The sequence below is a fragment of the Streptomyces sp. SAS_272 genome (assembly GCF_052543235.1).
Genome location: NZ_JBMNDR010000008.1, coordinates 110,303 through 131,614, shown reverse-complemented (window position 1 = coordinate 131,614; position 21,312 = coordinate 110,303). Strand labels below are relative to the sequence as shown.

Annotated in this window: 17 protein-coding genes; 9 read left to right on the top strand and 8 right to left on the bottom strand. The window is 73.6% G+C overall.

The window, feature by feature from the left end; all coding sequences use genetic code 11:
- The first annotated feature begins 229 nt into the window (after positions 1 to 229).
- Complete coding sequence (locus ACN6LD_RS08410) at positions 230 to 820, top strand: RNA polymerase sigma factor (protein ID WP_319193999.1); 591 nt, start codon at positions 230 to 232, stop codon at positions 818 to 820.
- Positions 817 to 2,379 (top strand): immediate early protein, encoded by a 1,563-nt coding sequence (locus ACN6LD_RS08405; RefSeq protein ID WP_445042816.1) that lies wholly within the window; start codon positions 817 to 819, stop codon positions 2,377 to 2,379. Before ACN6LD_RS08410 ends, ACN6LD_RS08405 begins: the two co-directional genes overlap by 4 nt.
- Positions 2,380 to 2,436: 57 nt before the next feature.
- On the opposite strand, the gene purU is transcribed toward ACN6LD_RS08405, so the two are convergent.
- Both purU and ACN6LD_RS08395 read right to left on the bottom strand, forming a co-directional pair.
- A complete protein-coding gene (gene purU / locus ACN6LD_RS08400) occupies positions 2,437 to 3,321 on the bottom strand; it encodes a formyltetrahydrofolate deformylase (protein WP_319196120.1) in 885 nt (294 codons plus the stop codon).
- Positions 3,322 to 3,419: 98 nt separating this feature from the next.
- Positions 3,420 to 3,920, bottom strand: coding sequence for an SCO4402 family protein (locus ACN6LD_RS08395; RefSeq protein WP_319196122.1), 501 nt, complete (start codon positions 3,918 to 3,920; stop codon positions 3,420 to 3,422).
- Positions 3,921 to 4,038: 118 nt separating this feature from the next.
- Between ACN6LD_RS08395 and ACN6LD_RS08390 the strand changes: the two genes are divergently transcribed.
- The gene (locus ACN6LD_RS08390) at positions 4,039 to 5,373 is read left to right on the top strand and encodes an ABC transporter substrate-binding protein (protein ID WP_319196124.1); all 1,335 of its coding nucleotides are present in this window, start codon (positions 4,039 to 4,041) and stop codon (positions 5,371 to 5,373) included.
- Positions 5,374 to 5,443: 70 nt separating this feature from the next.
- Here ACN6LD_RS08390 and ACN6LD_RS08385 read toward each other — a convergent pair whose 3' ends face one another.
- Together ACN6LD_RS08385 and ACN6LD_RS08380 are read right to left on the bottom strand one after the other, a co-directional pair.
- Entirely contained in the window at positions 5,444 to 7,336 is a 1,893-nt protein-coding gene (locus ACN6LD_RS08385) for a hypothetical protein (protein WP_445042815.1), read from the bottom strand.
- Between the two features lie 223 nt (positions 7,337 to 7,559).
- Positions 7,560 to 8,945, bottom strand: coding sequence for a transcriptional regulator (locus tag ACN6LD_RS08380; protein ID WP_445042814.1), 1,386 nt, complete (start codon positions 8,943 to 8,945; stop codon positions 7,560 to 7,562).
- 333 nt (positions 8,946 to 9,278) lie between these two features.
- Here ACN6LD_RS08380 and ACN6LD_RS08375 point away from each other — a divergent pair, with 333 nt between their 5' ends.
- Genes ACN6LD_RS08375 through ACN6LD_RS08365 form a run of 3 tightly spaced genes read left to right on the top strand, consistent with a single transcriptional unit; the run spans position 9,279 to position 12,409 of the window.
- Positions 9,279 to 9,941, top strand: a complete 663-nt coding sequence (locus tag ACN6LD_RS08375; protein ID WP_445042813.1) for a bifunctional DNA primase/polymerase — start codon at positions 9,279 to 9,281, stop codon at positions 9,939 to 9,941.
- A gap of 51 nt (positions 9,942 to 9,992) precedes the next feature.
- Positions 9,993 to 10,763 (top strand): ABC transporter ATP-binding protein, encoded by a 771-nt coding sequence (locus ACN6LD_RS08370; RefSeq protein ID WP_445042812.1) that lies wholly within the window; start codon positions 9,993 to 9,995, stop codon positions 10,761 to 10,763.
- Positions 10,760 to 12,409: a transporter gene (locus ACN6LD_RS08365; protein WP_445042811.1), complete on the top strand. Its 1,650-nt coding sequence runs from the start codon at positions 10,760 to 10,762 to the stop codon at positions 12,407 to 12,409. Before ACN6LD_RS08370 ends, ACN6LD_RS08365 begins: the two co-directional genes overlap by 4 nt.
- 91 nt (positions 12,410 to 12,500) lie before the next feature.
- Here the strand turns inward: ACN6LD_RS08365 and ACN6LD_RS08360 are convergent, their stop codons facing one another.
- Both ACN6LD_RS08360 and ACN6LD_RS08355 read right to left on the bottom strand, forming a co-directional pair.
- Positions 12,501 to 13,403 carry an alpha/beta fold hydrolase gene (locus ACN6LD_RS08360; RefSeq protein WP_319197453.1) on the bottom strand — a complete coding sequence of 301 codons (903 nt, stop codon included), beginning with the start codon at positions 13,401 to 13,403 and terminating at the stop codon, positions 12,501 to 12,503.
- Positions 13,404 to 13,926: 523 nt separating this feature from the next.
- Entirely contained in the window at positions 13,927 to 14,619 is a 693-nt protein-coding gene (locus ACN6LD_RS08355; protein WP_057579021.1) for a metal-dependent transcriptional regulator, read from the bottom strand.
- A 307-nt stretch (positions 14,620 to 14,926) separates the two neighbouring features.
- Between ACN6LD_RS08355 and ACN6LD_RS08350 the strand changes: the two genes are divergently transcribed.
- Positions 14,927 to 15,673, top strand: coding sequence for an SIS domain-containing protein (locus ACN6LD_RS08350; RefSeq protein WP_319197455.1), 747 nt, complete (start codon positions 14,927 to 14,929; stop codon positions 15,671 to 15,673).
- 40 nt (positions 15,674 to 15,713) lie between these two features.
- Here ACN6LD_RS08350 and ACN6LD_RS08345 read toward each other — a convergent pair whose 3' ends face one another.
- Positions 15,714 to 17,210, bottom strand: coding sequence for a PAS domain-containing protein (locus tag ACN6LD_RS08345; protein WP_319197457.1), 1,497 nt, complete (start codon positions 17,208 to 17,210; stop codon positions 15,714 to 15,716).
- Positions 17,211 to 18,027: 817 nt separating this feature from the next.
- Here ACN6LD_RS08345 and ACN6LD_RS08340 point away from each other — a divergent pair.
- Positions 18,028 to 19,080 (top strand): isopenicillin N synthase family dioxygenase, encoded by a 1,053-nt coding sequence (locus tag ACN6LD_RS08340; RefSeq protein WP_445042810.1) that lies wholly within the window; start codon positions 18,028 to 18,030, stop codon positions 19,078 to 19,080.
- Between the two features lie 49 nt (positions 19,081 to 19,129).
- Here the strand turns inward: ACN6LD_RS08340 and ACN6LD_RS08335 are convergent, their stop codons facing one another.
- On the bottom strand, positions 19,130 to 20,230 hold the full coding sequence (locus ACN6LD_RS08335) for a citrate synthase 2 (protein WP_319194107.1): 1,101 nt from the start codon (positions 20,228 to 20,230) through the stop codon (positions 19,130 to 19,132).
- Between the two features lie 244 nt (positions 20,231 to 20,474).
- On the opposite strand from ACN6LD_RS08335, the gene pdxH reads away from it, so the two are divergent.
- A complete protein-coding gene (gene pdxH, locus ACN6LD_RS08330) occupies positions 20,475 to 21,197 on the top strand; it encodes a pyridoxamine 5'-phosphate oxidase (protein WP_319194105.1) in 723 nt (240 codons plus the stop codon).
- Positions 21,198 to 21,312: the final 115 nt, after the last annotated feature.

Genomic DNA, 21,312 nt, shown 5'->3' with positions numbered 1-21,312 from the left:
AACCAAGAGAAAGAGGCTTGTTTCTGTCATATGCAGTCCGGTTCGATCCATGTCTGTCGGGTAGGTGCGGGCCCATACCACCCTTCCGCGGACAGGGGGCGCACATTGAAACAAAGGGGCGTGCGTCGTCCTGCGTGCCGACTACATTCGAGGTGGCGGTGGACGCACGCTGAACACGAGCACGGGCACGAGCGCGCAGGTACGGGACGCACACGGGTGAGGGGGACGCATGGCGAAGAGGGACGCACCGCCCCGCTGGGACCGCAAGATGCAGCAGCGGCTCGCGCGCGGTGAGGCGGCCGCCCTCGGCGAGCTCTACGACCGGTTCGCTTCACTCGTGCACGGTCTCGCCCACCGCGTGCTCGAAGACGAACGGGCGGCGGACGGCGTCACCCGCGAGGTCTTCGCCCACGTCTGGGAACACCCGGACGACTACGACCCCGGCCAGGGCCCGCTGCGCACCTGGGTCGCCGCCGTGACCCACCGGCTCGCCGTGCAGCGGCTGCGCGCCACCGAGACCGCCGCGCTGGCCGAGACCGGCCGCGGCTGCGCGGAGGCGACCGCGGAACTCGAGCGCAGGGTGCGGCACGCCTCCGTCGCCGCCCGCGCCGACTACATCGTCCAGGCCATGCCGGCCCCGCTGCGCGCCGCCCTGGAGCTGGCCTACTTCCAACGCCGCGACTACCGCCAGACCGCGGCCGACCTCGGCGTCACCGAGGACGAGGCCCGCCGCCGGCTCCGCCTCGGCCTGCAACTGCTCTCCACCGCCCACGACACGGCCGCCCCCGGAGCACCCCCCGGCTACGGAGGTGCGGCGTGAGCGATGCGGACGGCTTCGGGCCGCACGGCGGCGAGGACGAGAAGGACAGGGGCAGGGACAGGAACGAAGGCAGAGGCAGGGACGAGGACAGGGAAGCCGAAGACACGGCAGGCACGGCAGGCACAGCAGACACGGCAGGCACGGAGCAGACGGGCACGGGCGCGGGGAGCACGCAGAACGTGGGGAGCACACCGGACGCAGAGAGCGCGGGCAGCGCGGGCGAGGCGGCCGGGGACGCGCGCGCCGAGGACGCGCCCCCGCCCGCCCTCCGCATCCCCCTCCCCCGTGTCTCCGTGGAGGACGGCGGGCTGCCGCTGCCCGCCCTCGAGGAGCCGGCCGGACCGGAACCGGAACCGGTCAGGCTCGAGCATCCGATCCTCAAGTCGCTGCTGGGCGCATGGGCGCTTGCGGCCTGCTCGGCCGAGGAGACGGACGCCGTCGAGATGCATCTCGGCGACTGCGGCGCCTGCGCGGACGAGGCACGGCGTCTGCGCGAGGCCGTCGGCCTGCTCCACCGCTCGGAGTCCCTCGACCTCGACCCCGCCCTGCGCACCCGCGTCCTCGAGAGCTGCCTGGAGCGGCGTCCGCCGCGCATCCCGGTGCCCGACTGGGCGGCGTCGTACGACGCCGAGACCGCGCGACTGGACGCCCTGCTCCAGGACTTCGGGGACGCCGAATGGCACGCGCCCGTGCGGCTGCGCTGGTTCCGCGACGAGGGCGCGGCGAGCCGCCGGACCACCGTCGCCGGGGTCATCGCCCATCTGCTGGCGGTGGACGGACTGATCGCCGTCGCCCTGGGCCTGGACGACCCCCTGGCCCCGGGTGCGGACGCGGGCGCGGGCGACACGGCGGAGCAGCGGGACGCGACGGGCCGGTCGAAGAGCCGGACGCGGACGCCCGCCCAGCGCACCGAGGCCCTCTGGGCGGGCGCGCACTTCCCGCCCACCCGCTCGGTGCGCGGCCCGTGGCGCGAGCAGACCCACGCCCTGGTGCGCACGGTGTCCTTCGCCGGAGGAGGTCCCGGCGGGATGCCGGTGTCGTACGGCGGCTTCGAACTCCCCCTGCGGGACGCGATGCTGGACCGGGCCTTCGAGTGCTGGGTGCACGCCGAGGACATCGCGGAAGCGGTCGACTACCCGTACGCGCCGCCCGCGCCGCGCCATCTCCACGGCATGATCGACCTGGCCGCGCGGCTGCTGCCGGAGACGCTCGCCGCCCGCCGTCGCGCCGGACTCGCCTCGCCCGCACGCACCCGGCGTCTGGTGACCGCCGGCCGGCCCGGCCGCAGCCTCCGCCTGGAGATCGAGGGCTCCGGCGGCGGCCAGTGGCTGATCCCGCTGGACTCTCCCGCGCGGCCGGTGGCGGCGGGACCCGGGGATCCCAGCGGCGCGGCGGGCCCCGCCGACGACGAGGTGGCCCATGTGGCCATGGACGACGTGGAGTTCTGCCGCCTGGCCGCCGGCCACGTGTCCCCGGAGGAGGCGGCGGCGGGGCAGGTCGGCGACCGGGACGCGATCAGGGACGTGCTGTTCGCGGCGGCGAGCCTCAGCCGGATGTAGTGCGGGCGGGGCGGATCCCGCCGCTGCCCGCCCTCTCCAGGCCGTCGGGAGGGGCTGTCAGGGGAAGACGACCGTCCGCCGCCCGTTGAGCAGGATCCGGCGCTCCGCGTGCCACTTGACGGCTCGCGCCAGCGCCTGGCACTCCACGTCCCGTCCGATCGCGACCAGCTGGTCCGGCGTGACGCCGTGCCCGACCCGCTCGACCTCCTGCTCGATGATCGGCCCCTCGTCGAGATCGGCGGTCACGTAGTGCGCCGTCGCCCCGATCAGCTTCACGCCCCGCGCGTGCGCCTGGTGGTAGGGCTTCGCGCCCTTGAAGCTCGGCAGGAACGAGTGGTGGATGTTGATGATCCGGCCGCTGAGCTGCTTGCACAGGTCGTCGGAGAGGACCTGCATGTAGCGCGCCAGGACGACCAGTTCGACGTCCCGTTCCCGCACCAGCTCCAGCAGCTGCGTCTCGGCCTGCTGCTTGTTCTCCTTCGTCACCGGAATGTGGTGGAAGGGAATGTTGTACGAACCCACCAGCTCGGCGAAGTCGGTGTGATTCGACACCACGGCCGCGATCTCCACCGGCAGCGCGCCGATGCTGGCGCGGAACAACAGGTCGTTCAGACAGTGCCCGAACTTGCTGACCATGAGGACGATGCGCATCTTCTCGTCGGCCCGGTTGATCTGCCAGTCCATGTGGAACGAGTCGCCGATCGCCGCGAAGCTGGCCCGCAGCTTGTCCACCGTCACCGGGGGCTCGGCCGAGAAGTGGACGCGCAGGAAGAACAGACCCGTGTCGTGGTCGCCGAACTGCTGGCTGTCCTCGATGTTGCAGCCGGTCATGAAGAGGTAGCTCGACACGGCGTGCACGATGCCCTGCTTGTCGGGGCACGACAGGGTGAGGACGTACTGGTCGGCGGGGGTCGCCGCGGCTCGGGCGGGCTGCGCGTTCATGCCCGACAGGGTCGCACACCGCCTCCCGCCCTTGGCAATCGTCCCGCGGACCGGAACACGCCGGCCGTGCGCACGCCGGCCGTGCACGCCGTCGCGGTCTACGCCGCCCGCGTCATGATCCGGAGCACTTCGAGGGTGCGGGGCGGCGCGTCCGGGTCGTCCCCGTCGCTCGTCGCCATCCGCACGTGCGCGTCCCGCGCCGCCCGCACCGCGTCCGGCCAGCCCTGGTTGTCGACGTACGCGGAGACCGGGGCGTCCGGCCCGACCTGGTGCATGATCCGCAGGACCCGCAGCACGGCGGTGTCGACGAGGGCCGCCTCCTGCGAGTCACGGAAGATCGTGCCGACGTACTTCTCGGCGGACCAGTTGTCGAGCCAGGTGTCCTCGACGAGGCGGTACACGGCGTCGGTGACGTCCCCGTACCCCTCGACGCCGGCCAGCCAGACGTTCTGCTGGAACGCCGGATCGGAGAGCATGTGCAGCGCGGAGCGCACATTGCTGCGCCAGCGCCACCACGGCATGTCGTTGAGTGGCATGCCGCCCATGGTGGGGGAGCGACGGCCGCGACGGGAAGAGTTCTCCGAACCTTGCACGGTCACCGATCGTACGTTTCCGTGCCCCGCGAGCGTCACGGACCCCCGCAATTCACCTTCCGGTCACCCAGCGTTGAGCGAAGGTCACTCCGAGGTTGGCCATGTGACGGAATCGTGCGTGTCCATGACCGGCAGGCGACGCACGTCCACGCGAAGCACCTTCCTCCCCCGATCCTTCCGCTTCACCAGGTCCGTCAGAGCGACCGCCCTGTCCGCGGGGGCCCTCGCCGCCTGCGCGTCGCTCGCCGTCGCCTGCGGGGTGGTCCCCGGCGCCGCCGGGGGCTCCGGGGACGGCCCGATCATCGTGATGACCTGGGCTCCCGAGGGGACGTCCGCGACCAACAAACCCGGCATGCCCGCCTTCGCCCGCGCCTACGCCCGCTGGCTCAACGCGAACGGCGGCCTGGACGGCCGCGACCTCAAGGTGCTGACCTGCAACGACCGCGACGACACCGTCGCCGCCGCACAGTGCGCCCGGCGGGCGGTCAAGGAGGGCGCGGTCGCCGTCGTCGGCTCCTACAGCCAGCACTCCGATGCCTTCTTCCCGCATCTGGAGGGGGCCGGCATCCCGTACATAGGGGGCTTCGGCGTCACGAACGCCGAGTTCACCAGCCCGCTGTCCTACCCCGTCAACGGAGGCCGGTCCAGTCTCCTGGCCGGCCTCGGCAAGGAACTGGCCCCGCAGTGCGGCCGGGTCTCCCTCGTCCGCCCCGACACCATCGCGGGCGACTCCCTGCCCGTGATGCTCGACGCCGGACTGACGGCGGGCGGCCACGACCCGTCCGCGGACCAGCCGGCCCCTGAGGACGCCACCGAGTACACGGCCCAGGCCGAGGACGCCCTGAAGACGGCGACGAAGGGCGAAGGCCGGACCAGGAAGGGCCGGGGATGCGTGGTGACCGAGCTCGGGGACCGCACCGGCACCTTCATGGACTCCTTCCGGCGCAGCCGCGAGGACTACCCCGGCGTGCGCACCGCCACCATCCTCGGCAGCGTCGACCAGACGGTGATCAACGCCGCCGGGGCCGGTTCGGGACCGTTCGAGGGGGCGTACGTGACCGGCTGGTACCCGGTGGCGAGCGACCCCGCCTGGGCTCCGATGAAGAAGGTGATCAGCGAGAAGGCGTTCTCCGACACCCGCATCGACCCGGCCGACACCGGCGTGCAGACCACCTGGATCGCCTACAACGTGCTCCGCCAGGCCGTGGAGTCGCTGGACGGCGGCGCGGTGACCGCCGACACCGTGCGGCACGCGCTGGACGACGGACTGCAGATCGACACGGGCGGGCTGACGCCGGCCCTGCGCTGGCGGTTCACCGACCGCCTCGCCTCCATCGGCTTCCCTCGCCTGGTCAACGCCGACGTCACCCTCCAGACCGTGCGCAAGGGCCGTCTGGTGGCCGCCGCGCGGGGCTTCGTCGACGTGACGGGGACCCTGGAGAAGGCGCACGTCGACTGACGCCGACCGGTGCCGGCCGGCCGCCGCCGCGGGCGTCGGGTGACGTTCGCGGGGGCGGCGGCCCGCACCGCTACAGCTGGGTGGGCTGGCGCTCGGTCAACCCGTACTTGCGGGCGACGGCGTTCCACAACTTCGCGGCCTGCGCCTTCTGGGCGCTCGCGGTGCCGCTCGCGCGGTTGCCTGCCTGGGTCTCGCCGGTGGTGCGGGCCGAGCCCCTCTTGCAGTTCTTCTTCTTGTTCCCGGCGACCTGGTCGGCCCAGGCCGCGTAGTGGTCGTCGGCGGACGCGGACGCCTGCCACGCCTTGGTGAGCGCGGCGGTCAGCGCGGTGTGGTCGGCGAGCCGGTCGACCTTCAGCCCGGACAGCCGGGTGACGAGGTCGGTGCGCTGCTTCGCCGCGTCCCGCAGATCCGTGGCCGCCCCGGCGAGGTCGCCGCACGCCTTGACGTCGGCGACCGCGCTGATCACGCTGGCCCGGCTGCTGCCGCTGTCCGCCAGCAGCTTGTCCAGTTCCGCGGCCTGTTCCCGGGCCCCGTCCGAGGACGCCGACCCGGACTGCCCGGTCGCCGGCGCCGACGCGGCCACCGTCTTGTTGTCGTCGGCCTTGTCCGAGCCCCCGCCGCCGAGCATCGCGCCCGCTCCGACGCCGACGACCACGAGCGCCACGCCGATCGCCGCGAACAACGGCACCCGTGAGCCGGTGCCGTCCCGCCGGCCGCGACCGCCGCCGTCGTCGTCACGCGTCCCGCGTCGGCCGCCCGCCGACGGGTCGCCTGGCGGGGTGTAGGCGGGCGGGGCGTAACCGGTCCGGGCGGAGCGGGGGGCGGGACCGCCGCCCTGGCCCGGCCGGCCGGCCTGCACGGGGACGTCCGGCTCGTCGAAACGCGGCAGCAGCTGGGTGGAACCGGCCGGGCCGTCGCCGGCCGGCTCGTCACGGAAGAGGCTCTCGAACCCGGCGGGCGGCTGCTGCCGGTCGCCGCCGGCCTGTGCCGCGACCGGCGGAATGTACTGGGTGGCCTCGGCGTCGGGATGCCCGCCCGGCACCGGGCCGGGAGCGCCCTGCGTGTGCCGGGGGCCCGGGTTCTGCGGCGTGCGGCCCAGGAAGTGGGTCGACTCGGCCGGGGCCTCGGGCGGCAGCGCGCCCGGCACGACGGGCGGCAGGTACTGCGTCGCGCCCTCGTCGGCGGGCGCCGCCGGTATCGGCGGCAGGTACTGGGTGGCGCCCTCGTCGGCGGGCGCGGCCGGTATCGGCGGTATGTACTGCGTGGCGCCCTCGTCGACGGGCGCGGAGGCGGCCGCGACCGGCGGCAGGGGCCCGCCCGGTCTGCCCTGGCCGTACGCCGGGGCGGCCGGGGCCGGTGCGCCCTCGGGCGGGAGCGGCCCGGCGCCCGTCTGCCGGCCGCCGTCCCACGGGTCCTGCTGCGGGACGCCCCACTGGTTGTGCTGGGGCTGGTGCTCGGGCCGGTGCTGCGGCTGTGCCTGGTCCGGGGGCAACGGCCAGCTCTGGTCCGGCTGCTGCGGGGCCGGCGACTGCTGGTCCGGACCCCAGGGCTGTCCCCAGGTCTGCCCGCCGGCCGGCGCCGGCTGCCCGTACTCCGCCGGCTGCCCGTGGTCCCGCGGTCCGTAGGACTGCTGCCCGTCGGGCTGGGCGTACGGCTGGTACGACGGCTGCCCGTCGGGCTGGGCGTACGGCTGCCGGCCGTCGTAAGGCTGCTGCCCCTCCGCCCGGCCGTAAGGCTGCCCTCCCGCCGGCTGCCCGTACGGCTGCTGCCCGTACGGGCCGCCGTCGTACCCGCCGGGGTGGGGCTCCGACGCCGCGCCCGGCTGTGGCTGCGGCCGGGCCGGCGGGCGCCGCACGTCCGGTGTCATTCCCGGCAGCAGGGGTTCCCCGCCGTCGGAGGGCAGCACGATGCCTTCGCGCGCGGGCTGCGCCGAGGGCTCCTCGCCCTGTCCACTCTGCGTCACCGGGACTCCTACTGATGGGGGACCTTCGGAATCGTCGGTTCACGCTACCGGGTCCCCGGAACCCCGTGCCACGCAGCTCACGAACGTGATCTCCCCGCCCACCGGGATCGCCGGTGACGTCCGCGACCGATCCGGAGCGCCGCGCCGGGTTCGCCGCCTTCCGTGCGGGACCTCGTCGTTTCCGTCCGTTCACCCGGCGGCGCCCCCGTGATCACGCCCCAGCTCACGCCGCGGTCTGCAACTCCAGCCGCGCTCCGAACTCCCTTACCACCGACTCGTCGCGGAACGGTTGCAGCCGCAGCTGGAGGTCGTCGAGGTACTCCGCGCCCCGGTTGGAGCGGAGCGTCTCCAGCAACTCGACCGCCTTCACGCCGGTGTTGCAGGCCTGCTCGATCTCGCGTTGTTGCACCTGCGCGGTGGCGAGGAGCACATAGCCGATCGCACGCCGGCGCGCACGGCCCGGCGGATGCCCGGCCAGGGACTCCTGGGCGCAGCGCGCCGCCGCCTCGGCCTGCCCCAGGTCGCGATGGCAGTGCGCCAACTCGTCGGCGAGATAGGCCTCGTCGAAGTGAGCGATCCACGTCGGGTCGTCCCCGGCGGACGGGTCGGCGGCGTCCAGCGCGGACACGGCCCGTCCGGCCGCCGTCTGGGTGCTCCGGGCGTCGCCCAGCAGGGCGTGTCCGCGCGCCTCCGCGGCGAGGAACATCGCCTCGGCACGCGGTGTCACGCGCCCCCGCGCGCCCTCCTGCGCGGCCCGCGCCAACTGCGCGATCTCGCGCGGGTTCCCGAGCTGCGCGGCGAGGTGGCTCATGGAGGCGGCCAGCACGTATCCGCCGTATCCCCGGTCGCCCGCCGCCTGGGCCAGCCGCAGGGCCTGGATGTAGTAGCGCTGGGCGAGGCCGGGTTGGCCGGTGTCGACGGCCATGTACCCGGCGAGCTCCGTCAGTCTTGCGACGGCGGCGAAGAGTTCACGGCCCACCGCCTCCCGGTAGGAGCCGGCGAGGAGGCCCGAGACGACGCTGTTGAGGTAGTGCACGACGACCGGGCGCACATGCCCGCTGCCGTACTGGTGGTCGAGGTCGACCAGCGCCTGCGTCATGGCCTTGACGGCCGCCACGTCGGACAGCCCCACCCGGGGCCCCGCGGACCGCGCGACCTGCGCGTCGGGCGAGGAGATCAGCCAGTCACGGCTCGGCTCGACCAGCGCCGAGGCGGCCACGGACGAGCCGGACAGGAAGTCCCGTCGGCCCACGTCGCTGCGCCACAGCTCGCAGACCTGCTCGATGGCCCCCAGTACCGTCGGCGAGAACTGCAGCCCCACGCCCGAGGCGAGGTTCTTGCCGTTGGCCATGCCGATCTCGTCGATCGTGACCGTACGGCCGAGCTTGCGGCCGAGGGCCTCCGCGATGATCGCCGGGGCCCGCCCCCGCGGCTGCTGTCCGCGCAGCCAGCGCGCCACGGACGTCTTGTCGTAGCGCAGGTCGAGGCCGTGTTCGGCGCCGCACATGTTGACGCGGCGGGCGAGCCCGGCGTTCGAGCACCCCGCCTCCTGGATGAGCGCCTGCAGCCGTTCGTTCGGCTGCCGCGCGACTAGCGGCCTTGCGGCCATGGGCACTACCCCCTGTGGCTGCGGTGACCGGGGCGGCGGGTGCCTGCCCACACACCGGGTTGACGTGTCTTCCACCGAAAAGTTCCGGCCGAGAAGATCGATGCCCCACGGTCGCACCGAAAATGCGAGGCATGAGCGGATTGCTATTGTTTGCCGAGCAATACAGGAATTGCCGGGTTACTGGCGGAAGCCGCCCCCCTCACCCTGGTTACCCGCTCCCGCGCCCGTTCCTCCCGCGCGCCCCCGCTCATGCACCCATGCGCCCCGGACGCGGAATCGATGCTCCTCCCCCGCGCATTCGGGCGGGCGTAACCCCTGGTGACCGCTAGAGTTGTGTTCATCGTGGAAGAGACCATCGCGGGCGCCGACGCCACTCAAATCCCGAAGCAGCGCGGGGAATCGCTGCTCGAGACCGCTGTTCGCTACGCCGAGGAACGTCATTGGGACGTGTTCCCCGGCGCCTGGCTGGAAGCCGTCGGCGGGATGCAGCGCTGCTCCTGCGGCGAAGCGGCCTGCGAGGTTCCGGGCGCACACCCGACTCGGCCGGACTGGGCGACGCAGGCCACCGGGAGCGCGACCGTCGCGCGCCGGATGTGGCAGAAACAGCCGACCGCCTCGATCCTGCTGCCGACCGGGCGGACGTTCGACGCGATCTCCGTGCCGGAGACGGCCGGGTTCCTCGCGCTGGCGCGGATGGAGCGGATGGAACTGACGCTCGGCCCGGTCACGTTGACGCCGGACCGCCGGATGCAGTTCTTCGTGCTGCCGGGCGCCACGGCGAAGGTGCCGGACCTGGTGCGCAAGCTGGGCTGGTCGCCGGCCGCCCTCGACCTGGTGACGCTCGGCGAGGGCACGTACGTCGCCGCGCCGCCCACCCGGTACGGAACCCGCGGTGCCGTGCAGTGGGCCTGCCGGCCGACCGCCGCGAACCGCTGGCTGCCGGACGCGGAGGAGCTGATCTCGCCGCTCGCCTACGCCTGCGGACGGGACCGTTAGCCCGGGGCCTTCCGCCCTCGTCGACCGCCCCGCCCGCCGTAGGGTTCGGGCATGACGTCCGTACGCGTGCGTAACCTCTGGAAGCGGTTCGGCCAGCAAGTCGCCGTCGCCGGGATCGATCTCGACCTCCCCTCGGGGAAGTTCATCGGCCTCGTCGGCCCCAACGGGGCGGGGAAGACGACGACGCTGTCCATGGTGACCGGCCTGCTGCGGCCCGACCAGGGGTCCGTCGAGATCGTCGGGCACGACGTGTGGCAGGACCCGGTCGAGGTGAAGGCCCGGATCGGGGTGCTGCCGGAGGGGCTGCGGCTGTTCGAGCGGCTGTCGGGACGTGAACTGCTGGGCTACAGCGGGCGGTTGCGGGGGCTGCCCGGCGCCGAGGTCGACAAGCGGGCCACGCAGCTGCTCGACGTCCTCGATCTGGCCGGCGCCCAGCACAAGCTCGTGGTCGACTACTCGACCGGTATGCGCAAGAAGATCGGCCTCGCCGCCGCCCTGCTCCACAACCCCGAAGTGCTCTTCCTCGACGAGCCGTTCGAGGGGGTCGATCCGGTCTCCGCGCAGATCATCCGGGGCGTGCTGGAGCGGTACACGGCGTCCGGGGCGACGGTCGTGTTCTCCTCGCACGTCATGGAGCTCGTGGAGTCGCTGTGCGACTGGGTGGCGGTGATGGCGGCGGGGCGGATCCGGGCACACGGGACGCTGGAGGAGGTGCGCGGGTCGGCGCCCTCGCTGCAGCAGGCGTTCCTCGAACTCGTCGGGGCGCAGGGCCGGGTCACCGGCTCCGACCTCGACTGGCTGGGCGGCGGGGCGGGCCGGTGAGCGAGCTGACCCCCGAGCCGGCCTCCCCCGCTCCGGCCTCCTCCGCACCCTCCCCCGCTCCGGGCCTCGTCGCCACCGTCGTACGGCTGAAGCTGTCGCTGCTGCGCAACGGGCTGCGGCAGTCGGGCGGGCGGCGGGCCGCGTACGTCGCCTCCGCCGTCGTCACCCTGCTGTTCGCCGCGTTGCAGCTGCTCGGACTGATCGCGTTGCGGGGCCACGACCACGCCGTCTCCCTGGTCGTGCTGCTGGTGGCGGTGCTGGGGCTGGGGTGGGCGGTGATGCCGCTGTTCTTCCCGAGCGGCGACGAGACCCTGGACCCGACCCGGCTGGTGATGCTGCCGCTGCGGCCCCGGCCGCTGGTGCGGGCGCTGCTGGCGGCCTCGCTGGTGGGCATCGGACCGCTGTTCACGCTGTTGCTGCTGGTGGGGTCGGTGATCTCGGTGGCGCACGGGGCGGCCGCCTGGACGGTCGGGGTGCTCGCGGTCCCCCTGGCGCTGCTGGTGTGCGTGGCGTTCGCGCGGGCCGTGGCCGCCGCCAACATCCGGTTGCTGAGCAGCCGCAAGGGCCGCGATCTGGCGGTGCTGAGCGGTCTCGTCATCGCGATCGGGGCGCAGGCCGTCAACTTCGGCGCGCAGCGGCTCGGCACGTCCGGACTGGGGGAGCTCGAACCGGTCGGGGAGGTGCTGCGCTGGCTGCCGCCCGCCTCCGCGCTCGGCGCGGTCGACTCGGTGAGCGAGGGCGCGTACGGGGTCGCCGTCGCCCAGCTCGCCGTCAGCGTCGCGGCGCTGGTGCTGCTGGTGACGGCGTGGTCGCGCAGTCTGACGCGGCTGATGACCGCGCCCGACGGCTCCACGTTGCAGGCGGCTGAGCCGGCCGCACGCGAGCGGCGGAGGTCGGCGGGGCTGGGGCGGCTGCTGCCCGGCGGGCGCACCGGCACGGTGATGGAACGCACCCTGCGCTACATCTGGCGCGACCCGAAGACCAAGGCCGCGTGGGTGACCTCGCTGGGGATCGGGCTGATCGTGCCCGTCTTCAACGCGTTGCAGGGCACCGGCTCGATCTACTTCGCCTGCTTCGCCGCAGGGATGCTCGGCATCCAGATGTACAACCAGTTCGGGCAGGACACCTCGGCGTTCTGGATGGTCGCCATGACCATCTCCTCACGCCGGGACGCCTACGACGAGCTGCGCGCGCGGGCGCTGGCCCTGCTGGTGATCACCCTGCCCTACGCGACGCTGGTGACCGTGCTGACCACGGCGATGCTCGGCGACTGGCCGAAGCTCCCCGAGGCGCTCGGCCTGTCCTTCGCGCTCCTCGGCGCGATGCTGGCGACGGGCGCGTGGACGTCGGCGCGCTTTCCCTACTCGATCCCCCAGGAGGGCTACAAGAACGTCGCCCCCGGCCAGGCCGGTCTCGCCTGGATCGCGATCTTCGGCGGGATGGTCTCGGCCGCGCTGCTGTGTGCGCCCGTCCTCGCGGTGACGATCTGGCTGCACGTCACCGAGGGCGGCGCCGCCTGGACCTGGTCGCTGCTGCCGGGCGGTACGGCCTACGGCGCCGCCGTGACCCTGCTGGGCCTGCGGCTGGCGGCGCCCCGCACGGCGTCCCGCCTGCCGGAGATCCTGACGGCGGTGAGCAAGGGCTGACGGCGGCGGGGGTACCCGGGGGCGGCCGTACCTGCGGGCCGACGGCGATGAGGACGGGCCGGCGGCGGGGGTGCGCGGGGCGGCGGAGCGGTCAGCCCGACTCGGCGAGCACGGCGTCCAGGAACGGCTCGATGGCCGCGCGCCACCCCTCCGGCTGGTCGTAGTGGACCAGGTGCCCCGCGTCGGGCACCTCCGCGTACTCGCCGCGAGGCAGCACCCGGACCATCTCCTGGGCCTCGGCCCGGCCGAGTTCGCCGTCGAGGCCGCGGACGACGAGTACCGGGCAGCGGACCTGCGTCAGCTCCTCCCAGTGCGCGTCGTAGACCCAGGTCTCGCGGGACTTGAGCATCTGCTCGGGCTCGAAGACGGGACGCCAGCCGTCGGACGACTCCTGCATCACCTCGGCGTAGAACTCGCCCCGGGAGGGGTTGGGTCGCTCCACCCAGGGGTCGTCCTCGCCGAACCACTTGCGGACGTCGGCGAGCGTGGCGAAGGGGACGGGCCACGAGGCGAACCAGTCGCCCCACTCCCGTTGCGAGGCCGCGCCGAGCGCGGAGGCCCGCATGTCGCAGACCACCAGGCCGCGCACCAGGTCGGGACGCTTGGCGGCGAGCTGCCATCCGGTGAGCGCTCCCATGGCGTGCCCGACGAGGACGGCCGGGGCCAGTCCGAGCTGCTCGAGCGCCGCCTCCGCGTCCTCGACGTAGGCCTCGCGGGTGAAGGCGGCCTGCGGCGGCTTCTCGCTCTGCCCGTGACCGCGCTGGTCCAGGGCGACCGCGCGGTGCCGTTCGGAGAGCCAGCGGGCGGTGGACGCCCAGTGCGAGGCCCGGCCCATCAGGCCGTGCAGTAACAGCACGCCGGAGGCCTGCTCGGACTCGGCGCGCTCCTCGCGCCCGCCGGTGGACTGCGTCGGGATCCCCTTGGGCGGGTCGCCGAACTCCCAAGCCGCGAGACGTACGCCACCCGCCCCGGTCACGTCGATGCGTCGCGCCATAGGTCCTGGCACCCCCCTAGCCGTCGTACCGCTGCGCTGCCGATGCCTTCGTACTGCCTTCAATCACCTCAGGCTATCGAATGCCCTTTCGAGAATTGCACTCTCCGCGCACAACACCGCTCGTTCGAGTGACCGTCCTCCGGGAATGATCCCCGCCGCCGAGGGGAGATTCTCACCGGGAGGCGGACCGCTCGGGGAAAACGGTCCGAGGGGAATGACCCTGGGAGCTCGGGGCTCCGGGTCAGCACAGGGGAGGACAGGCCCCGGGGCCGGGGCCCTCCGCTGCTCCGCGGCACATCATCCCGCCCCCTCAGGTCATATGCCCCACGCGACAGCCTGGCACGGGACGCGTCGGATCGCTGCGATTCGACACAGGCGATCCCCGATTCGACGAGATCGACACCACACCACAACTGCCCCACGCGTCTCGGGAGTTGGCCAAAGCCCACCGTTCGAGCGACGAACACCGGCCGCCCCGGCGAGCAGTGCGACCGCCGCGACCGCGGCGAGCACGGCGCTCAGCTCAGCGCTTGGCGACGAACACGTGGGACGCGACCTCCGCCTGCAGCTCGGCCGCCTCGCCGCCGCTGCCGACCAGAACCCCGCCCGCCGACTCCGTCACGCTCACCACGGAGCCGGGCTGCACGCCCGCGCGGCGCAGCGTGTACATCAGCTGCGCGTCCGTCTGGATCGGCTCGCCGATGCGGCGGACGACGACCGTCTTGCCCTCCGCGCCCGGGTCGAGGTCGGCCAGCGAGACCATGCCCGCGTCCAGGAACGGGTCGGCGCCGTCCTTCTCGCCCAGCTCCTCCAGGCCCGGGATCGGGTTGCCGTACGGCGACTCGGTCGGATGCCGCAGCAGCTCCAGCACGCGCCGCTCGACCGCCTCGCTCATCACGTGCTCCCAGCGACAGGCCTCCGCGTGCACCTGCTCCCACTCCAGGCCGATCACGTCGACCAGCAGGCACTCGGCGAGGCGGTGCTTGCGCATCACACGCGTGGCGAGCCGCCTGCCCTCGTCCGTGAGCTCCAGGTGCCGGTCGCTGGCGACCGAGACCAGGCCGTCGCGCTCCATGCGCGCCACCGTCTGGCTGACCGTCGGCCCGCTCTGGTCGAGGCGCTCGGCGATCCGGGCACGCATGGGGACCACACCTTCCTCTTCCAGCTCGAGGATGGTGCGGAGATACATCTCCGTGGTGTCGATCAGTCCGGACATTGATGCCCCTCGATTAGCTCTGCCGAAGGCTCCACGGCACATCGGCGCGTGCGCTGGCCCTGAACCCAATTCTGCCGGATACCACTGACAAGCGTGCCGTGCCGTCGAAACCGGACGGTTGCCTCAGGACGACCGACACCGGCGGGACCCGGACGCACCGCCCCCGTCGGCCGCCGTCGCCCGCCGTATTGACACCGCACTGGTCCAGACCGCACCGTGATCCGCGGCACGGACATCGACCCGGACATCAACCCGGACAGCGACCCGGACACCCACCGGGCGCCGACACGGCAAAGGGGCCCCTCGGATGAGCGACCGCAAGCTCGCCGCCCAGTTCTTCGACGCCGCGATCGCCCTGCTGCAGCGGGCCCGCGACGAGGAGGCCGACGCCGTCGAGGCGGCCGGCGCGCTGCTCGCCGACACCGTGGCCGCCGGCGGCCGGCTCTTCGCCTTCGGCGCCGGCCACTCGTCGCTGGCCGCCCAGGACGTCGTCTACCGCGCGGGCGGCCTCGCCCTGATGAACCTCCTCGCGGTGCCCGGCGTCGAGGTCACGTCCGGCCCGCTCGGCTCCACCCTGGAGCGGGTCGACGGCCTCGCGAGCGCCGTCGTGGACACCTCGCCCCTGCGCGCGGGCGACGCCCTCGTCGTCGTCTCGCTGTCCGGCCGCAACGCGCTGCCGGTGGAGATGGCCAGGAAGGCCCGCGGCCTGGGGGTGAAGGTCATTGGCGTGACGTCGGTCGCCTACGCCTCGCAGACGGAGTCCCGCAACGTCTCCGGGACGTTCCTGAAGGACCACTGCGACGTCGTCCTGGACTCGAAGATCGCGGTCGGCGACTGCGAGCTCACCCTGGACACCGTTCCCGCGCCCTTCGCCCCCGCCTCCACCGTCGTCACCTCGGCGCTCCTGCAGGCCGTCATGGCCACCGCGGCCGGCGCCCTCGCCGAGCGCGGCATCGAGCCGCCGCTGCTGCGTTCCGGCAACGTCGACGGCGGCCTCGACTGGAACGCCCGGATCATGGAGGAGTACCGCGACCGGATCTTCTACGGCCGCTGACCGCCCCGCGGACGCCGCACGGCCGACCCACGCGCGTCGGTCAGCCCCCGGCCGTGTCGCCCCGGCCCGCCGCTTTCGCCGCGTCGGCGGCCAGGTCCGCCAGGTCCAGGGCCGCCGCCATCCGGCCGGCGACGTCCTCGGCGTACGTCGCGTCGGTGCGCTCGAACGCGGAGCGGCCCGAGCCGCGCAGGAACGTCACGACGCCCAGGGTGCGGCCGCGGCTGCGCAGCACCGCGCACAGGGCGTGCACCGTGCCCTCCGGCCACTGGCGGGCCCGGGCCCACTCCCGCGCCTCGTCGGCCGGCGCCGATCCCGCGCCGGCGCGCACGGAACCGGCCCGGGCGACGCACTGCAGCGCCGGGTGCCCCTCGGCGTAGCGCAGCGGCAGACCCGCGTGCCCGGTGAGGACGCTGGGGCCGGGACCGCCCGTCGGCGTGGCCGCGACCCGCATCAGCCGCAGCCGGCCGGCGGCCTCCGGGTCGGCGGTCGCGCCGCCCATCAGCCGGTCCACCAGCGCATGGTCGGCGAACCCGGCCAGCGCGAAGTCGAGGTGGACGGTCGCCGCCTCGGACGGGTCCTCGCACTCGGCGGCCGCGCGGGCCGCCCGGTGCAGCTGGTTGGCGCGGAAGCGCAGCAGCGAGGCCTCCTGCTCGCCCTGCTTCGCCTCCGTGACGTCCTGGAAGATCCAGCCCACGCCGAGCGGCACCGGCTCCTCGGCGAGCGGCGACGCCAGCCGCAGGAAGCCGCTGCGCCAGCAGCGCCGTTTCTCGCCGTCCGGGGTGCGCACCCCGACCCACAGTTCGGCGGGCGCGGGCGGGGCGCCTTCGGCGAGGACGTGCGTCAGCGCGTTCTCCAGCTCCTCCGCGCCCCGGGTGAGGAGTTCGCCGAGCGGGCGGCCCAGGACCGCCGTGCGCCCGGCGCCGAGCGCGCGGGCGGCGTGCGCGTTGACGACGGCGGGGCGCAGGTCGGCGTCGACGAGGACGACGCCCCAGGAGGCGTCCTCGAAGAGGGCCTCGCTGAGCGCGATGGAGCGTTCCAGGTCGATCTGGGCGTGCACCTCGCTGAAAGCGCAGTACAGTCCGGCGGCCTTGCCGTCGGGGCCGGGCACGGCGGCGGACTGGGTGCGCACGAGGACCCGTCCGCCGTCCTTCGTCACCAGCGCGAACTCGTGCACCTGGCGGCCCGGCGCATGCATGGCGGACATCAGCCGGCCCTCGATGTCGGCGGCGTCGGCCTCGCGCACGGCCCAGCCGGCGAACCCGTGCCGGCCGACGGCCTCGGCGGCGGTCCAGCCGAGGATGCGTTCCGCCTCGCGGTTCCAGTGGGTGACGACCCCGTCGCCGTCGAAGGCGCACAGCGCCGCGTCCATCCCGTCCAGCAGCGCGGCGAGCAGATCGGCTCCGTCCGGGCCTTCGGGGGCGGCCTCGTCCGGCGTGCCGTCCGGGGTCTTCGGGCCGTCCTCGCCCGACCGCCCGGGCTGCTCGGGCTCGTCCGGCCCCAGCTCGTCGGTGGTCCCACTACGCCGGGAAGCACTCACCTGGACCCCCTGCAGGTTCGCTCACTTGCCCTCATTCAACTGGAACGTGACGCAGCCCACATATGATTCCCGCAAGATTGCCGGGGAATCGTCGCGCCGCCGCCCGCGGTCACCTCGGGGCAGGAGCCGCAGGTCCGCCCATTCCGCCCGCCGGACCTGCCCCGTCGTCGCCGTCCCGGAAAAACGCTTGAGCCTGCCGGGCGGGCTTCTTAGAGTGGCTGCACTTCGGAAAGGAGGTGGTTCGGCAGATGTATGGATACCGGACGGAAGAGGTGACTGCGGGCTAGCAGCCCGTCGTCGTACTCGGTTCGGCGCCGGACCCGCGTGTGCACGATGCACGCAGCCGGCCAGACCAACGCAGTCACCCGACCCGCGAGTCGCCGGTACGTCCGGCCGGCCCCTCCTCGGAGAGGACCAGACTCGCGGGTCGCCTGCGTTCGCGGCCTGTCCGCAGCGGGTCGCCCGGGTCCGCGCTCCGGTCGGAGCGGGGCGGCGCCTCGACCCCGTCCCGTAAGTCCTTCGGCGTGTGATCCACGCCACGCACGGATTTCCCGTCGCGCAGTACTCTGGCGCCATGCTTTCGCTCGTACGACGCCGCCACGTGGACTACGTCCGCGTCACGAGCATGGGCTGTCGACGCTCCCTCTGAGCCTTCCGGCCCCTTCGCGGTTCGCACCGCCGCCCGCGTTCCTCGCTGTTTCTCCGCGTTTCTCCGCATCTTTCCGCGGTCCTGCGTTTCCCCGTCTCTGCCCACCTGGCACCCATGGGCCGGCCCACCCCACGCCGGCCGCGGGCCCCGTACACCCACGGACGCACCATGACGAGCGTGACCCCCCTCCCGCACCGCGCCGACCAGGCCGAACCCTCCTACCGGCAACTGCCGATCATCGATCTCTCCGCCGCCGACCGCGGACCCCGGGCGCGGAAACTGCTGCACGCGCAGCTGCACGGCGCAGCCCACGACGTGGGCTTCTTCCAGCTGGTCGGCCACGGGGTCGGCCGGCGCGAGACCGAGGATCTGCTGACCGCCATGCGGGCCTTCTTCGCGCTGCCCGAGGCCGAGCGGCTCGCGATCGACAACGTGAACTCGCCGCACTTCCGGGGGTACACGCGGACCGGCGACGAGCGGACCGGCGGCCGGCAGGACTGGCGGGACCAGCTCGACATCGGGGCGGAGCGGCCCGCGCGGACACCGGGACCGGACGAGCCCGCGTACTGGTGGCTGCAGGGACCCAATCAGTGGCCCGGCGGGCTGCCCGCGCTGCGCACGGCGGCGCTCGCCTGGATCGAGCGGCTGAGCGCCGTCGCCGAGAAGCTGCTGCACGAGCTGCTCGCCGCCATCGGGGCGCCCGCGGACTTCTACGACCCGGTCTTCGGGGAGCGTGCCCATCCGCACCTGAAGCTCGTGCGGTATCCCGGGAGTGCGGGGGACGGGGCCGGTCAGGGGGTGGGGGCCCACAAGGACTACGGGTTCCTGACCCTGCTCCTCCAGGACCGGGTGGGCGGGCTCCAGGTGCAGCGCGAGGACGGGCGCTTCCATGACGTCCCGCCGCTGGACGGGGCCTTCGTGGTGAATCTCGGAGAGCTGCTGGAGGTGGCGACGAACGGCTACCTCCTGGCCACCAACCACCGGGTGGTGTCGCCGCCGAGCGCGGTCGAGCGGTACTCCGTGCCGTTCTTCTACAACCCGCGCCTAGACGCCCGCGTCGAGCCGCTGCCCTTCCCGCACGCCTCCGCCGCGCCCGGGGTGACCGACGACCCCGCCAACCCGCTCTTCGCCGAGTACGGCTTCAACGAGCTGAAGGGCAAGCTGCGCGCCCATCCGCTGGTGGCCGAGCGGCATCACGCGGAGCTGCTCAGCCCCGCGTGATCACCGGCCCGGCCCCCACCGGGCGGCGGGGCGGGCCACCCCGCCCGGCTCAGTTCGCGATGTCCCCGTAGCCCTCGATCTCCTGCGGGTTGCGGGAGCCGGGGCCGATGTAGCGGGCCGACGGACGGACCAGCCGGCCGGTGCGCTTCTGCTCCAGGATGTGCGCCGACCAGCCGGCCGTGCGGGCACAGGTGAACATGGACGTGAACATGTGCGCCGGGACTTCGGCGAAGTCCAGCATGATGGCCGCCCAGAACTCGACGTTCGTCGCGAGGACCCGGTCCGGGCGGCGGGCGTGGAGCTCGGCGAGTGCGGCCTTCTCCAGGGCCTCGGCGATCTCGAAGCGGGGTGCGCCGAGCTCGCGGGCGGTGCGGCGCAGCACACGCGCGCGGGGGTCCTCGGCGCGGTAGACGCGGTGGCCGAAGCCCATCAGGCGTTCGCCCTTGTCCAGGGCCCGCTTGACGTACGCGTCGGCGTCCCCGGTCCTTTCGATCTCCTCGATCATGCCGAGGACGCGGGAGGGGGCGCCGCCGTGCAGCGGGCCGGACATGGCGCCCACGGCTCCGGAGAGCGCGGCGGCGACGTCGGCGCCGGTCGAGGCGATCACCCGGGCGGTGAAGGTGGACGCGTTCATGCCGTGCTCGGCCGCGGACGTCCAGTAGGCGTCGACCGCCTTCACGTGCTTGGGGTCGGGCTCGCCGCGCCAGCGGATCATGAACCGTTCGACGACGGAGCCGGCCTTGTCGATCTCCCGCTGGGGCACCATGGGCGTGCCCTGGCCGCGCGCCGACTGGGCGACGTAGGAGAGCGCCATGACGGCGGCGCGGGCGAGGTCCTCGCGGGCCTGCTCGGCGTCGATGTCGAGCAGGGGCTTGAGTCCCCAGACGGGCGCGAGCATGGCGAGGGCGGACTGGACGTCGACGCGGATGTCACCGGAGTGGACGGGGATGGGGAACGGCTCGGCGGGCGGCAGGCCGGGGTTGAAGGCGCCGTCCACGAGCAGGCCCCAGACGTTGCCGAAGGAGACATGGCCGACCAGGTCCTCGATGTCGACGCCCCGGTACCGCAGGGCGCCGCCCTCCTTGTCGGGTTCGGCGATCTCCGTCTCGAACGCGACGACTCCTTCGAGTCCGGGTACGAAGTCGGACATCAGGCGGCTCCTCGTGAGTGTGCGACGGATGGCGCCGGCGGATCCGCGGTCCTGGACGCGTCGAGCCGGTCGACGTGCGGGGACTCGCGGTCCTGGCGCTCTCCCCAGTGTTGCCCCGAAGGGCCGGCGGTCACCCGACCGGGGTGGCATCTCACCCTATCCGCGAGTGCCACCTTTGGGGAGTGTCCGCGGCACTCAGTGCCATTGGGTGCCCGCCCGGGTGGGGCGTCCGCCTCCGCGGGCCATGCGGCAGGATGGCCGTGTGACCGACGCAGACGCCGCCTCCCCCGGACCGGGCCTCAGTGCCGGTCCCGGTCCCGCGCTCGACCCCGCCGCCATGCGCCAGCAGTACCGGGTCGAGGGAATCGCCGAGGCCGAGCTGGCCGCGACGCCCGTGGAGCAGTTCGCCCGCTGGTTCAAGGACGCGGCCGTGGAGGCCCACCTCTTCGAGCCGAACGCCATGGTCGTCTCCACCGCGGACGCCGAGGGACGGCCCAGCTCCCGCACGGTGCTGCTGAAGCAGTTCGACGAGCAGGGCTTCGTCTTCTACACCAACTACGACTCCCGCAAGGCCCGCGACCTCGCCGCGAACCCGCATGTCTCGCTGCTCTTCCCGTGGCATCCGATGGCCCGGCAGGTCATCGTGCGGGGCGTGGCACGGCGCACCGGGCGCGACGAGACGGCGGCGTACTTCCGCACCCGGCCGCACGGCTCCCAGCTCGGCGCGTGGGCCAGCGCGCAGTCCTCGGTGATCGCCTCGCGCGACGGTCTCGACGCCTCCTACGCCGAGCTGGCGGCCCGCTACCCGGAGGGCGAGCAGGTGCCGGTGCCGCCGCACTGGGGCGGTTTCCGGGTGGCGCCGCGGTCTGTCGAGTTCTGGCAGGGCCGTCTGAACCGCCTGCACGACCGCCTGCGGTACGTGGCGGAGCCGGACGGCACCTGGCGCGTGGAGCGGCTCAGCCCCTGACCCGGCCGAACGACACCGCCCCCGGAGCGTGTAGAGCGGCTCGGCCCCCGGAGCATGGCGGAGCCCGACGACACCTGCAGCGTGGAGCAGCTCAGCCCCTGACCCGGCCGAACGA

Coding starts and splice junctions, on each gene's coding strand:
- ACN6LD_RS08370 (WP_445042812.1), top strand. CDS start 9,993: ATGACGTCCGTACGCGTGCGTAACCTCTGGAAGCGGTTCGGCCAGCAA.
- ACN6LD_RS08410 (WP_319193999.1), top strand. CDS start 230: ATGGCGAAGAGGGACGCACCGCCCCGCTGGGACCGCAAGATGCAGCAG.
- ACN6LD_RS08380 (WP_445042814.1), bottom strand. CDS start 8,945: ATGGCCGCAAGGCCGCTAGTCGCGCGGCAGCCGAACGAACGGCTGCAG.
- ACN6LD_RS08335 (WP_319194107.1), bottom strand. CDS start 20,230: ATGTCCGACTTCGTACCCGGACTCGAAGGAGTCGTCGCGTTCGAGACG.
- ACN6LD_RS08390 (WP_319196124.1), top strand. CDS start 4,039: ATGACCGGCAGGCGACGCACGTCCACGCGAAGCACCTTCCTCCCCCGA.
- ACN6LD_RS08355 (WP_057579021.1), bottom strand. CDS start 14,619: ATGTCCGGACTGATCGACACCACGGAGATGTATCTCCGCACCATCCTC.
- pdxH (WP_319194105.1), top strand. CDS start 20,475: ATGCGGCAGGATGGCCGTGTGACCGACGCAGACGCCGCCTCCCCCGGA.
- ACN6LD_RS08360 (WP_319197453.1), bottom strand. CDS start 13,403: ATGGCGCGACGCATCGACGTGACCGGGGCGGGTGGCGTACGTCTCGCG.
- purU (WP_319196120.1), bottom strand. CDS start 3,321: ATGAACGCGCAGCCCGCCCGAGCCGCGGCGACCCCCGCCGACCAGTAC.
- ACN6LD_RS08340 (WP_445042810.1), top strand. CDS start 18,028: ATGACGAGCGTGACCCCCCTCCCGCACCGCGCCGACCAGGCCGAACCC.
- ACN6LD_RS08350 (WP_319197455.1), top strand. CDS start 14,927: ATGAGCGACCGCAAGCTCGCCGCCCAGTTCTTCGACGCCGCGATCGCC.